This window comes from Saccharothrix stipae, assembly GCF_054781895.1.
Genome location: NZ_BAAGTN010000017.1, coordinates 15,358 through 27,876, shown reverse-complemented (window position 1 = coordinate 27,876; position 12,519 = coordinate 15,358). Strand labels below are relative to the sequence as shown.

The 12,519-nt window shown below is 72.8% G+C and carries 12 protein-coding genes; 7 read left to right on the top strand and 5 right to left on the bottom strand.

The features are described from left to right. Positions 1–22: 22 nt before the first annotated feature. Both ACYVLT_RS27985 and ACYVLT_RS27980 read right to left on the bottom strand, forming a co-directional pair. The gene (locus tag ACYVLT_RS27985; RefSeq protein ID WP_461123198.1) at positions 23–328 is read right to left on the bottom strand and encodes a thioredoxin family protein; all 306 of its coding nucleotides are present in this window, start codon (positions 326–328) and stop codon (positions 23–25) included. Further along, positions 316–717, bottom strand: a complete 402-nt coding sequence (locus tag ACYVLT_RS27980) for a MerR family transcriptional regulator (RefSeq protein ID WP_461123197.1) — start codon at positions 715–717, stop codon at positions 316–318. The genes ACYVLT_RS27985 and ACYVLT_RS27980 overlap by 13 nt, the downstream gene beginning before the upstream one ends. A gap of 72 nt (positions 718–789) precedes the next feature. Between ACYVLT_RS27980 and tsaB the strand changes: the two genes are divergently transcribed. Genes tsaB through tsaD form a run of 3 tightly spaced genes read left to right on the top strand, consistent with a single transcriptional unit; the run spans position 790 to position 2,991 of the window. After that, complete coding sequence (gene tsaB / locus ACYVLT_RS27975) at positions 790–1,491, top strand: tRNA (adenosine(37)-N6)-threonylcarbamoyltransferase complex dimerization subunit type 1 TsaB (protein WP_461123196.1); 702 nt, start codon at positions 790–792, stop codon at positions 1,489–1,491. After that, positions 1,488–1,946: a ribosomal protein S18-alanine N-acetyltransferase gene (gene rimI / locus ACYVLT_RS27970; protein WP_461123195.1), complete on the top strand. Its 459-nt coding sequence runs from the start codon at positions 1,488–1,490 to the stop codon at positions 1,944–1,946. Before tsaB ends, rimI begins: the two co-directional genes overlap by 4 nt. Continuing rightward, complete coding sequence (tsaD, locus tag ACYVLT_RS27965; RefSeq protein WP_461123194.1) at positions 1,939–2,991, top strand: tRNA (adenosine(37)-N6)-threonylcarbamoyltransferase complex transferase subunit TsaD; 1,053 nt, start codon at positions 1,939–1,941, stop codon at positions 2,989–2,991. Before rimI ends, tsaD begins: the two co-directional genes overlap by 8 nt. Before the next feature lie 65 nt (positions 2,992–3,056). Here tsaD and ACYVLT_RS27960 read toward each other — a convergent pair whose 3' ends face one another. Beyond that, entirely contained in the window at positions 3,057–6,161 is a 3,105-nt protein-coding gene (locus tag ACYVLT_RS27960) for a BTAD domain-containing putative transcriptional regulator (RefSeq protein WP_461123193.1), read from the bottom strand. Positions 6,162–6,266: 105 nt separating this feature from the next. Here ACYVLT_RS27960 and ACYVLT_RS27955 point away from each other — a divergent pair, with 105 nt between their 5' ends. Next, the gene (locus ACYVLT_RS27955) at positions 6,267–7,127 is read left to right on the top strand and encodes an NAD(P)-dependent oxidoreductase (protein ID WP_461123192.1); all 861 of its coding nucleotides are present in this window, start codon (positions 6,267–6,269) and stop codon (positions 7,125–7,127) included. A 42-nt stretch (positions 7,128–7,169) separates the two neighbouring features. Here the strand turns inward: ACYVLT_RS27955 and ACYVLT_RS27950 are convergent, their stop codons facing one another. After that, a complete protein-coding gene (locus ACYVLT_RS27950) occupies positions 7,170–8,687 on the bottom strand; it encodes an alkaline phosphatase D family protein (protein ID WP_461123191.1) in 1,518 nt (505 codons plus the stop codon). 226 nt (positions 8,688–8,913) lie between these two features. On the opposite strand from ACYVLT_RS27950, the gene groES reads away from it, so the two are divergent. Beyond that, positions 8,914–9,207, top strand: coding sequence for a co-chaperone GroES (groES, locus tag ACYVLT_RS27945; protein ID WP_033428811.1), 294 nt, complete (start codon positions 8,914–8,916; stop codon positions 9,205–9,207). Positions 9,208–9,286: 79 nt separating this feature from the next. Continuing rightward, a complete protein-coding gene (gene groL / locus ACYVLT_RS27940; protein WP_461123190.1) occupies positions 9,287–10,909 on the top strand; it encodes a chaperonin GroEL in 1,623 nt (540 codons plus the stop codon). Positions 10,910–10,993: 84 nt separating this feature from the next. Here groL and ACYVLT_RS27935 read toward each other — a convergent pair whose 3' ends face one another. Beyond that, positions 10,994–11,290 (bottom strand): WhiB family transcriptional regulator, encoded by a 297-nt coding sequence (locus tag ACYVLT_RS27935; protein WP_033428626.1) that lies wholly within the window; start codon positions 11,288–11,290, stop codon positions 10,994–10,996. A 190-nt stretch (positions 11,291–11,480) separates the two neighbouring features. On the opposite strand from ACYVLT_RS27935, the gene ACYVLT_RS27930 reads away from it, so the two are divergent. Further along, on the top strand, positions 11,481–12,488 hold the full coding sequence (locus ACYVLT_RS27930; protein ID WP_461124140.1) for a MerR family transcriptional regulator: 1,008 nt from the start codon (positions 11,481–11,483) through the stop codon (positions 12,486–12,488). The last annotated feature ends 31 nt before the right edge of the window (positions 12,489–12,519 follow it).

The window sequence follows — 12,519 nt, the reverse complement described above, 5'->3', positions numbered from 1 at the left end:
ACCGCCCCCGCCGCCGCACGCATCACAAGTGTGGTTCGAGCCACGCCATCAGGTGGACCTTCGGCCGAGCGCCGACGCTCTGCGCCACCAACCGGCCGTCCCGGTAGAGCTGGAGCGTGGGCGCGGACATGATCCGCTGGTCGCGCGCGGTGCGCGGGCTCGCGTCCAGGTCCACCTTCACCACGCTCAGGTCGTCGCGCTCCCGGTCGATCTCGTCCAGCACCGGTTCCAGCATCCGGCACGGCCCGCACCAGTCGGCGCGGAACTCCACCAGCACGTTCCCGGCGGCCACGGCCCCGGTGAACTCGTCGTCGGTCAACGTCCGCACGTCTCGCTCCTCTGCTCGGCTTCCCTCTGCCCGGCTTCCCGCTGCTCGGCTTCCCTCAGCTGCGCACCCACCCGATCGCGAACGGCACCCAGCCGGGTGATGCAGTCGTCCAGCTCGGCCAACTTCCGCCGGTACACCTCGACCGACGCCGCGCAGGCGTCGCCGGTGGAGTGCCCGTCCCGCAGGCACTGGACGAACGGCCGGGTGTCCTCCAGGGCGAACCCGATGCCGGTGAGCGAGCGGATCTCGTGCACCAGCCTCAGGTCGTCCTCGTCGTACTCCCGCTGCCCGTTCACCCCGCGGCGCGCGGGCAGCAGGCCGAGGGACTCGTAGTAGCGCAGCGCCCGGGTGGTGGTGCCACCCCGCCGCGCCAGTTCTCCGATGCGCACGTGACCGATCCTCCGACTTGACGTCGACGTCAACACAAGTGTGGTTCACGCCACCCGATACCCTTGGCAGTTGTGCTGGTGCTCGCCTTGGACACCGCGACCCCCGCCGTCACGGCCGGTGTCGTGGAACTGACGCCCGATTCGCCGCCGCGCCTGCTCGCCCAGCGGGTGACGGTGAACTCGAAGGCGCACGGCGAGCTGCTCACACCACACCTCCAAGCGGCGTTGGCGGAGGCCGGCCACCGGCTCTCCGACCTCGACGCGATCGTGTGCGGCTCGGGGCCGGGGCCGTTCACCGGCCTGCGCGTCGGCCTGGTCACCGCCGCCGCCCTCGGCCAGGCCCTCAACCGGCCCGTCTACCCCGTGCCGACGCCGGACGCCATCGCGCTGGACGCCGTCGCGCTCGACACCGCCACCGGCAAACCGCTGCTCGTGGCCACCGACGCGCGGCGCAAGGAGGTGTACTGGGCGGCCTACGACGCCGCCGGCCGGCGCACCGACGGCCCGCACGTGGACCGGCCCGCCGACCTGGTCGCGAAGCTGCCCGCGCTGCTGCCCGCGGTGGTCGAGGCCGCCGGTGAGGGCGCCGAGATGTACGCCGACGTGATCGGGCTCCCGGTGGTCGAGGCGCGTTACCCGTCACCGGTGTCCCTGGTCGCCGCGGCGGCCGACGAGCTGCTGGCCGGCGCGCGTCCCGCCGCGCTCACCCCCCTCTACCTGCGCCGTCCCGACGCCGTGGAGCCGGTCGGCCGCAAGCGGGTGACCAAGGCGTGAGCCCCCGCACCGTCACGGTCGCGCCGCTGCGCCACGAGGACGCGGCCCGCTGCGCGCAGATCGAGCAGGCGTTGTTCCCCGGTGACGACCCGTGGAGCGAGAACGCCTTCCGCAGCGAGCTCGACAACGGCAACTTCTACGTCGGCGCCTACTTCGACGGCGCCCTGATCGGCTACGCGGGCCTGGGCCTGACCGACTTCGAGGCGAACGTGCACACCATCGCCGTCGTGGCCGACCACCAGGGCAGCGGCGTCGGCAAGACCCTGCTGCGCACCCTGCTCGCCAAGGCCGACGAGCTGCGCCTGCCGGTGTTCCTGGAGGTCCGCACGGACAACGCGCCGGCGATCGGCCTCTACCTGGCGCACGGCTTCGAGCACCTGAACGTGCGCCGCCGCTACTACCAGCCGTCGGGCGCCGACGCGTACACCATGGGAAGGCCCGCGAACCGTGACTGACCGGCTCATCCTCGGTATCGAGAGCTCGTGCGACGAGACCGGCGTCGGCATCGTCCGGCTCGGCCCGGACGGGTCGGTGGAGCTGCTCGCCGACGAGGTCGCGTCCAGCGTCGAGGAGCACGCCCGCTTCGGCGGCGTCGTGCCCGAGGTCGCGTCCCGCGCGCACCTGGAGGCGATGGTGCCGACCATGCGCCGCGCCGTGGAGCGGGCCGGGATCGAGCTGCGGGACGTGCACTCGATCGCGGTCACCGCCGGGCCCGGGCTCGCCGGAGCGCTGCTGGTCGGTGTGTCGGCGGCCAAGGCGTACGCGGCCGCGTTGGACAAGCCGCTCTACGGCGTGAACCACCTCGCCGGGCACGTCGCTGCGGACACCCTCCAGCACGGGCCGCTGCCGAAGCGGTGCGTGGCGCTGCTGGTGTCGGGCGGCCACTCGCAGCTGCTGCTGATCGAGGGCCTGGCGGAGAAGATCACCGAGATCGGGTCCACCGTGGACGACGCGGCGGGCGAGGCCTACGACAAGGTGGCCCGGCTGCTCGACCTGCCGTACCCGGGCGGTCCGCCGATCGACAAGCTCGCCAAGCAGGGCAACGGCTGCGCGATCGCGTTCCCGCGCGGGCTGACCGGGCCGCGTGACGCGAAGTACGACTTCTCGTTCTCGGGGCTGAAGACCTCGGTGGCGCGGTGGGTGGAGAAGCAAGAGCGGGCGGGCGAGGAGATCCCGCTGGCCGACGTCGCCGCGTCGTTCCAGGAGGCGGTGGCCGACGTGCTGACCGCCAAGGCGATCCGGGCCTGCAAGGACCTCGGCGTGGACACCCTGGTCATCTCCGGCGGCGTGGCCGCGAACTCGCGCCTGTCGAGCTTGGCGGCCGAGCGCTGCGCCGAGGCGGGCCTGGAACTGCGCGTGCCGCGCCCCCGCCTGTGCACCGACAACGGCGCCATGATCGCCGCCCTCGGCGCCCACCTGGTGGCCGCGGGCGCCAAGCCCTCCGCCCTGGACCTCTCCACCACCCCCGGCCTCCCGGTGAGCACGATCCAGATCCTCTGACCCCCGCGAGTCGAACCTCCGGGCCCCGCGAGTCGAACCTCCAGGACCCGAGTTCTGCGTTCACGTCAGCTCGGACCGGACCTGGAGGTTGAATTCGGGGTACCTGAACGTTCGACTCGCGAGACGTGGGGGTTCGACTCGCGAGGCGTCGCGGTCAGCCCTTCGGCGTGGCCGGTGGCGAAGGCGGTCGCGTACTCCTCGGCGCCCAACACCGCACGGGCCGCGGCGGCGATGCGGTCGACGTCGCCGCGCTCACCGGCGGGCAGCGGCACGCCCACCGACGCCCGTGCCGCCGTCGCCGCGCCCAGCAACCGCGCCGCCTGCGCGGCGTCACCCGCCAGCGCCCGAGCGCCCGCCATCCCCTCCAACCCCAACGCGATCGCCCGCGGGTCGCCCACCTGCCGGGCCAACGCCAACCCCTCCGAGTGCAGCGCCGACGCCCGCTCCACGTCACCCCGCAGCTCGGCCACGAACCCCAGCTCGGCCAACATCAACGTCCCGCTCGCCTCGAACCCGACCTGCCGGTGCCACGACCGCAGCCGGTCCCAGTGCGCCTCCGCCGCGTCCAGCCGCCCTTCCCGCCGCGCGCCCAGCGCCAACCCCGTCTCCGCGTACACCTCACCCGGCCTGAACCCGTGCTCGGCCGCCGCACGACGAGCCTGTTCGTGCAGCTCACGCGCCTTCCCGTAGTCACCGTCGGTCAACGCGACCCGCCCGAGCCAGGACAGCTTGTACGACACCTCCGGCCACGACCGCAGCTCCTCGGCCACCCGCAGCCCGTCCCGGTGCACGGCCTCGGCCCGCTCGTTGTCACCGGCCAGCTGCGCGAGCACCCCCAGCCCGAACGACGCCTTCAACTGCCCCCACCGCTCGCCCGACGCGGTGAACAGCTCGGCGGACCGCGACGCCGACGCGCGCGCCTCGTCCACCCGACCGCGGGCCAGGGCCTGGCTCACCCGGTCGCTGTGCGCGGCGGCCACGCCCCACTCGTCACCCAGCTCCTCGAACGCCTCCAACGCCTGGTCGGTCAGCCTCTCGGCGGTCGGCATGTCGCCTACGGTCGACAACACGTAACCCAGGAACCACCGAGCCCGAGCCCGTTGTAGACAATCCGCAATGTCCTGTGTGCCGGATACCGCGGACACCGCGGCCGCGTCGACCGCCTCACCCAGCAGCACCCCGAACCCGACCCGCCACGCCACCGTCACCGGATCGGTCGCGGTCATCAGCCGCCGCGCCTCCCGCAACCGCCCGCGCAGGAACCAGTACCAGGTCAACGCGCCGGTCAACCGGGCCGCGCCGGCCGGTCCCAACGCCTCGTGCGCGGCCCGCAGGTTCGCGGTGTCGGCATCCAGCCGCCGCAGCCACCCCAGCTGCCGCGCCGTGCGCAACTCCGGGTCGGCCCGTTCGGCCAACCCCAGGTAGAACTCCGCGTGCCGGCGCCGCACGTCCTCGAACTCGCCCGCCTCGCGCAGCCGCTCCCGCCCGTAGTCGGCGACCGACTCCAACAACCGGAACCGCGGCTCGCCACCGTGCTCGGGCGCGACCACCAACGACCGGTCGACCAGGCGGGTCACCACGTCCAGCACCTCGTCCGCCGCCACGGCGCCACCCGCGCACACGGCCTCGGCGGCGTCCAACGCGCACCCGTCCACATGCACGGCCAGCCGCCGCAGCACGACCCGCTCGGCGTCACCGAGGAGGTCCCAGCTCCAGTCGATCATCGCGCGCAGGGTGCGCTGCCGGGCCGGCGCGTCCCGGTGCCCGGTGGCCAGCAGCCGGAACCGGTCGTCCAGCCGATCGAGCAGGGCGGTCACGCCCAGGCCGCGCACGCGCGTCGCGGCCAGCTCCAACGCCAGCGGCAGCCCGTCCAGCCGCCGGCAGATCGCCTCGACCACCGGCGCGTTGTCCGGCGTCAGCGCGAAGCCGGGAGCGGCGGCCGCAGCGCGCGCTGCGAACAACGTGACGGCGCTCGCCACGTCCAGCGGCGGCACGGCCCACACCGTCTCGAACGCCAGGCCGAGCGGCTCCTGGCTGGTGGCGAGCACGCGCAGCCCGGGCGCGGACCGCAGCAGCCGGGAGACCAGCGCGGCGACCGGGTCGACCAACCGCTCGCAGTTGTCCAGCACCAGCAGCACGTCCCGCCCGCGCAACGCCTCCACCAGGGACGCGTCCTCGCGCACGCCGAGCACGTCGGCCACCGCGCCCGCCACCTGCTCGGCCCGGGCGGCACCGGCCAGCTCGACACCGGCCAGCTCGACCAGCCACACCCCGTCCGCGGCCGACACCCGACGGGCGACCTCCAGGGCCAGGCTGGTCTTGCCGACGCCACCGGGACCGGTGAGCGTCACCAGCCGGGCGTCCCGGGGCAGGTCGCACAGGTCCCGGACCGCCTCGTCCCGCCCGACCAGGTCCGCCACCGGCACCGGCAGGTTCGTGCGCGCCGCGGCGACCGGACCGAGCGCCGGGTCGTGCCCGAGGATCGCGCGGTGCAGGGCGGCCAGCTCCGGGCCGGGCTCCAGCCCCTGCCCCTCGGCCAGCAGCCGCCGCAGCTCGGCGTAGCTCTCCAACGCCTCCACCTGCCGCCCGGCGCGGTAGAGGGCACGCATGTGCAACCCGCGCAAACGTTCGCGCAACGGGTGCCGCGCCACCTCGGCAGCCAGGTCCGCCTCGACGGCCGGGTCCACGTCACCTGATTCGACCTCGGCGAACTCCTCCAGCGCCGCCAACCGCTCCTCGGCCCACCGCGCCGCCACCGGTGCCAGGAACGGCGCGTCGGCGAACTCCTCCAGCGGCTCGCCCCGCCACAACGCCAACGCCTCGCCGGACCGCCCGGCCGCCACCAGCTCCCGGAACCGCAGCACGTCCAAGGTGGACGAGTCCACCCGCACCGCGTACCCGGCCGGCCCGTGCGCGACCAGCTCACGGCCACCCGGCTCGGCCGCCCCCAACGCCCGCCGCAGCTGCGAGACCTTGGTCTGGAGGGTGTTCACCGGGTTGCCGGGCGGCTCGTCGCCCCACAGGTCGAACGCCAACCGGTCCGCCGACACCGGGCGCCCCTCGTGCGCGAGCAGGTCCGCCAGCAGCAGCCGGACCTTGGCCTCCGGCACCCGGACGACCTCACCGCCCTCGGTCCACACCGCGAGCGGCCCCAACACCCCGAATCTCACGCCCGGACCGTAACCGGCCCGCGCACGGGCGACCCCCAGCGGACCCGCAGCGAACCGTGCGCGCCCCCAGCCACCGTGGAGATCACACGAAGGAGTGAAGAACACATGACTGACAAGACCCCGTTGACCGTGATCGGCCTCGGCCCGATGGGCCAGGCCATGGTCGCGAAGTTCCTCGGCGCAGGCCACCCCACCACGGTCTGGAACCGCACCGCCGCCCGTGCCGACGCCGTCGTCGCCCTCGGGGCCACCCGCGCCGCCACCGCCGCCGACGCCGTGGCCGCGAACCGGCTGCTGATCCTCAGCCTCACCGACTACGCCGCCATGCACGACATCCTCGACGGCGTCGACCTGGCCGGCCGCGTCGTGGTCAACCTCAGCTCCGAGACGCCGGACAAGACCCTCAAGGCCGCCGCGTGGCTCGCCGAACGGGGCGCGGAGCTGCTGGTCGGCGGCGTGATGGCGAACGCGGAGATGGTCGGCCACCCGGCCGCGTACGTCTTCTACAGCGGCCCGCGCGAGGTGTTCGAGCAGCACGCCGACACCCTCGCGGCGATCGGCAGGCCCGACTACATGGGCGAGGACCACACCCTGGCGCAGCTGCTGTACCAGGCGCAGCTCGACGTCTTCCTCACGTCGCTGGCCGCGATGCTGCACGGCATCGCCCTGGTGAAGTCGGCGGGCTTCACGGCCGAGCGGTACGCGCCCTACCTGGCCGACAACCTCTCCACCCTGTCGATGTACGTGGAGGAGACCGCGCGGCAGATCGACTCCGGCGAGCACCCCGGCGCCCTGGCCGACGTGACCATGATGGGCGCCACCGCGGCGCACGTCGTGGGCGCGAGCGAGTCCGCCGGCATCGACGCCGGGCTGCCCAGGGCGGTCCAGTCCCTCTACGACCGCGCCATCGCGGCGGGGCACGGCAAGGACGGCTGGACCGCCCTGATCAACGTCCTGCGCGGCTGATCACACCCGGCTGGTCACACCTGGCTGATGAAACTCAGCCGATCAAATGGAGTGCAGGCCGGGGTTGCGGTCCTCGACCACGAACGACTTGAGCGTGGTCGCCTCGGCCCCGGCCGTGCGCACGTACGGCAGCGCGCGGAAGTCGGCCCGCATCTCGCCCGCGGTGAACTTCGTCCGCACGTACCCGCGCCGCCTGCTGTGCAGCTTGATGTGCGGGTTCAGCCGCAGCTGCACCTGGTCGACGGTGTCGTTGCCGTCGCCGCCGGAGGTCACCGACGTGCACACCAGCTCGGTGCCGACGGTGCGCGACGACGCCGGGTCGTTCCAGTCGGCCTTGATGTCGGCGGCGTAGGCCGCGTGCACGTCACCGGTCAGCACGACCGCGTTGCGGACCTTGGCGTCCACCCAGCCGCGGGTGACCCGGTCGCGGGAGGCCAGGTAGCCGTCCCACGAGTCCATGGACAGCTCCTTGTCCGGCCCGTCCTTGCGGTCGCGCTCGGCGAAGAACACCTGCTGGCCGAGCACGTCCCAGCGCGCCCGCGACCGGCGGAACCCGTCGAGCAGCCACTCCTCCTGCTCGGCGCCGGTGATGGTGCGGGTGGGCAGCCCGGCCTCGGTGCACGTCTTCCACCCGTCGCCGCACGCCTGGTCGTCGCGGTACTGGCGGGTGTCGAGCATGTGGAAGTTGACCAGCCCGCCCCACTGGACCCGCCGGAACAGCCGCATGTCGATGCCGTTGGGCCGCGCGCCGCGCCGCAGCGGCATGTTCTCGTAGTAGGCCTGGAACGCCGCCGCGCGCCGGTCGAGGAAGTTCGGGTCCGGCTGCTCGGGCACCTCGTCGGCCCAGTTGTTCTCGGTCTCGTGGTCGTCCCAGATCACCAGCCACGGCGCCACCGCGTGCGCGAGCTGGAGGTCCTCGTCGGTCTTGTACTGGGCGTGCCGGAGCCGGTAGTCGTCCAGCGTGCGGGTCTCCGGGCCGAGCACGGTGCGCACGTCCGCCGCCTTGGCCGCGTACTCGTACTGGTAGTCGCCCAGGTGCAGCACCACGTCCGGGTGGTCCTCGGCGAGCCGCCGGTAGGCGGTGAAGTAGCCCTCGCCGAAGTGCGAGCACGACGCGAAGCACATGGTCAGGTCCTGTCCCAGCACCCACGGCTCGGGCGTGGTGCGGGTGCGGCCGACGGGGGAGACGTGACCGTCGACCCGGAACCGGTAGAAGTACTCGCGGCCGGGGCGCAGGCCGAAGGTCTCCACGTGCACGCTGTGCGCGGACTCGGGGCGGGCCACCCGCACGCCCCGCCGCACCACGCGCCGGAAGCGCTCGTCCTCGGCCAGCTCCCAGTGCACCGGGACGACCCGGTTCGGCATGCCGCCGAGGCCGTTCTCGTCGAGCGGCCGGGGCGCCAGGCGCGTCCAGAGCACCATGCCGTCGGAGCTGGGGTCGCCCGAGGCGACGCCGAGGGTGAACGGGTTGTCGAGCTTCGCGAAGCCCGCGCCGGTGGTCGCGAGCGCCACACCGGCCGCACCGCCGATGAGCAGGGAACGTCGGGTCACCGTGGTCATGCGGGACACCGTTGTCGACCAGGTTGGCGACCAGGTGAACGCCGGTGTTACACGAGTGGACGACTTCACCCGCCCGGTAGCGGGGGGCCGTTGAAGCGTTGGCACTCGCATGGGTAGAGTGCTAGATGCACGGCACCAGCAACCGCCCCGACCCCCGCGACGGCGGGGTGGCAGGAGCCGTAAACGCAACCTGCCAACGCTTTCGACGACCGTGGAGGTCAGCCCGGTGAGCGTGAACATCAAGCCGCTCGAGGACAAGATCGTCGTCCAGGCCAGCGAGGCCGAGACCACGACCGCTTCCGGCCTCGTGATCCCGGACACCGCGAAGGAGAAGCCCCAGGAGGGCAAGGTCCTCGCGGTCGGCCCCGGCCGGATCGACGACAAGGGCAACCGCGTCCCCGTGGACGTGGCTGTCGGCGACGTCGTCATCTACTCCAAGTACGGCGGCACCGAGGTCAAGTACAACGGCGAGGAGTACCTCATCCTCTCCGCCCGCGACGTGCTGGCCGTCATCAACTGACGCTCGGCTGACACGCAACACGCCCCGGCGAACCCCTCCCCGGGGCTCCCGGGGCGTTTCGCATCAAGAGAGGTAAGCAATGCCCAAGCAGATCAGCTTCGACGAGGACGCTCGTCGGGCCCTTGAGCGCGGTGTGAACAAGCTCGCGGACACGGTCAAGGTGACCCTCGGCCCGCGCGGCAGGCACGTCGTGCTGGACAAGAAGTTCGGCGGGCCCACCGTCACCAACGACGGCGTGACCATCGCCCGTGAGATCGAGCTGGACGACGCGTTCGAGAACCTCGGCGCGCAGCTGGCCAAGAGCGTCGCCACCAAGACCAACGACGTGGCGGGCGACGGCACGACGACCGCGACCGTGCTGGCCCAGGCCATGGTCCGGGTCGGCCTGCGCAACGTCGCCGCCGGCGCGAACCCGATGTCGCTCGGCGTCGGCATCCAGGCCGCGGCCGAGGCCGTCGTGGACGCCCTCAAGGCCAAGGCCACCCCGGTCAAGGGCCGCGACAACATCGCCCAGGTCGGCACCGTCTCGTCCCGCGACGAGTCCATCGGCGCCCTGCTCGGCGAAGCCATCGAGAAGGTCGGCGAGGACGGTGTGATCACCGTCGAGGAGTCCTCCTCGATGGCCACCGAGCTCCAGATCACCGAGGGCGTGCAGTTCGACAAGGGTTACGTGTCGGCGCACTTCGCCACCGACCTCGAAGCCCAGGAGACGGTGTTCGAGGACGCCCGCATCCTGCTGCACCGCGAGAAGATCTCGGCGCTGGCCGACCTGCTCCCGATCCTGGAGAAGGTCGCCGAGGCCGGCAAGCCGCTGGTCATCATCGCCGAGGACGTCGAGGGCGAGGCGCTGTCCACCCTGGTGGTCAACGCCCTGCGCAAGACGCTGCGCGTGGTCGCGGTCAAGGCGCCGTACTTCGGCGACCGCCGCAAGGCGTTCCTGGACGACCTGGCCACCGTCACCGGCGCGCAGGTCATCGCGGCCGAGGTCGGCCTGAAGCTGTCCGAGGCCAACCTCGACGTGCTGGGCTCGGCCCGGCGGGTCGTCGTGTCCAAGGACAACACGACCATCGTCGACGGCGGCGGCACCAAGGCCGACGTGGCCGGTCGCGCGGAGCAGCTGCGCCGCGAGATCGAGTCCACCGACTCCGACTGGGACCGCGAGAAGCTGCAGGAGCGGCTGGCCAAGCTGTCCGGCGGCATCGCGGTGATCAAGGTCGGCGCGGCCACCGAGACCGAGCTGAAGGAGCGCAAGCACCGCATCGAGGACGCGGTGAACGCGACCAAGGCGGCGGTCGAGGAGGGCATCGTGCCCGGCGGCGGTTCGGCGCTGGTGCACGCGGCCAAGGTGCTCGACGGCGGCCTCGGCCTGTCCGGTGACGAGGCGACCGGTGTCGCGATCGTCCGCGAGGCCCTGGGCTCGGCGCTGTTCTGGATCGCCGCGAACGCGGGTCTCGAAGGCGCGGTCGTGGTGAACAAGGTGCGCGAGCAGGAGTGGGGCTTCGGCCTCAACGCCGCGACCCTCGTCTACGGCGACCTGCTCGAAGCCGGGATCATCGACCCGGTGAAGGTGACCCGGTCCGCGGTCACCAACGCCGCTTCCATCGCCCGCATGGTGCTCACCACCGAGAGCGCCGTCGTGGAGAAGAAGGAAGAGGAGACCGCCGCCGGCGGCGCCGGTCACGGGCACGGTCACGGCCACTGACGGGCGACCGGCTCGGCCGGTGCTTCGCAGTGCGAACGGGAGGGGCGGCACCCACGAGGTGCCGCCCCTCCCGCGCGTGCGGCCTCAGGCAGGCGTCAACTGCCTCTTGCGCGCCTTGATGATGCTGTCCCGCTCGGACTCCGAGAGACCGCCCCAGATCCCGTAGGGCTCTTGGACCGCCAAGGCGTGCCGCCGGCACATCTCCAGCACCGGGCACGACAGGCACACGGCCTTCGCCCGCGCCTCCCGCCGAGCCCGCGCAGGTCCGCGCTCCCCGTCCGGGTGGAAGAAGAACGCGCTGTCCATCCCGCGGCACGAGCCGCGCATCTGCCAGTCCCACAGATCCGCGTTGGGACCGGGAAGCCTTCGGGTGTCCGCCATCGAGACCGCCTCCTTGGCCCATGGACGAGAACTGCTCCATTCGGCTTAACGATGATCCACCGTAGAACCGCGCCAATACTTGTTCAAGGGGGTGCGACGGCTTTTGCCGGCAATTCATACGATGGGTGATCGATTGGCGTTCAAACCCGGAGTTGCCGGTGACGCCTGGTGAACGGACGATGTCAGCGTGATGACGCCCCCCGACCACACCGGGACCGTGCCGGAAGGCGAACGGGAAACCGTTGCGGCAGAGGACGATCCAGCGCACTCGGTGACCCTGTCGGTGGCCGCCGTCGCCCGGCGGCTCGGCGTCGCGCCGGCCACCCTGCGCACCTGGGACCGCCGGTACGGCCTCGGACCCAGTGATCACACAACCGGGCGACACCGCAAGTACGCGCCGCCGGACGTGGCGCGGCTGGAGCTGATGCAGCGGGCCCTGCTGCGCGGTGCGTCGTCCGCCGAGGCGGCCAAGTACGCCCTCGCGGGCCAGGTCCGCGCCCCGCTGGCGGTCGTGCCCACGTCGTTGACCGGCGGTGAGCTGGACGGCGGGTCCGCGGCGGCCGGCGGGCGCGGGTTGAGGTTGCAGTCGGCGAACCAGCGGGCCAGGGGCGTGGGTCGGGCGGCGCTGGCGCTGGACTCGGCGGCGGTGCAGGCGCTGCTGGCCGACGCGATCGAGGCCGACGGCGTGATCGCGACGTGGGACGAGGTGGTGCGGCCGGTGATGGCCGCGATCGAGGCGAGGTGGGAGCAGTCGGGGACCGGTGTGGAGGTGTCGCACCTGGTGGAGGGCTGTGTGCTGGCCGCCGTGGTGCGCGCGACGCCGATCGTGACGAGCCCGCGCAACCACCGGCCCGTGCTGCTGGCGTGCATGCCGGACGAGCGGCACGAGCTGCCGCTGTACCCGTTGGCGGCGGTGTTGGCGCAGCGCGGCGTCGGTGTCCGGCAGCTGGGCGCGGCGCTGCCGGCGGACGCGCTGGCCTCGGCGGTCCGGCGGACCGCGCCGGCCGCCGTGGTGCTGTGGGCGCAGCTGCCGCGCTACGCCGATCCGGGTGTGGTGACGGCGTTGCCGAGGACGCGTCAGCAGGTCCGGGTGTTCGCCGGGGGACCGGGCTGGGAGCGCGGCGTCGTGCCGCAGCCCGCGGAGCGGATCAACAGCCTCGCCTCGGCCGCGGACGCCGTCGAACGCGCCGTCTGCTGACCTGGGCGTTGAACTCGGGTGTCCTGAACGT